The 546-nt window shown below is 42.5% G+C and carries 1 pseudogene; it reads left to right on the top strand.

What is annotated here, in order from left to right:
- Positions 1 to 546 (top strand): annotated as a pseudogene (locus ACFIMQ_RS09735) (hypothetical protein); the annotation flags it as partial.

Here is a 546-nt window from a genome sequence, read left to right on the forward strand (position 1 = left end):
GATTTTGGCGACAATTGGTCGGACCCTTGGACAGTCCTATGTAGATCGCATTAATAAAATGGAGGAGGAATATGAGCAAGCCGGTGCTGGTGGATCCTTTAAAGCTGGACTTGAATTTGGAAAATTATTGACTGAAGTAGCATCCCTAATGACAGGAGTTGCTGGAGCAGCCAAGGGAGGCATAAAGCTTGGCGAAAAGGCTTGGATTAAACTCATGGCTAGGAAAGATTTTGCCCAATTTGCTTCCAAGAAAAATCTTGCAGAACTTGCAGCTCAAGGAGATCCTGACAAATTTGCGGCGAAGAAAGAACTAACTAAACTTGCTGCTAAAGAAAAAAAGCTTTGGTTAAAAAAGAAACCCACTAAATTTACCGATAGCAAATTTGGACAGACCTACACAGTTTATCGGAGAGACGATTTGTTTGATCCTCATGCAAGGGTTAAATGGACTGAAAAAGGGGAAACGGTATGGGGCACCAATGTTGAGAGAATGGAAGCAGGAAGAGCACCGATAGGATTTGATGATGAGTCTGTTGAGTTGCATCA

The sequence above is a fragment of the Bartonella sp. AD13SXNS genome, from assembly GCF_042196465.1.
Lineage (GTDB): Bacteria > Pseudomonadota > Alphaproteobacteria > Rhizobiales > Rhizobiaceae > Bartonella.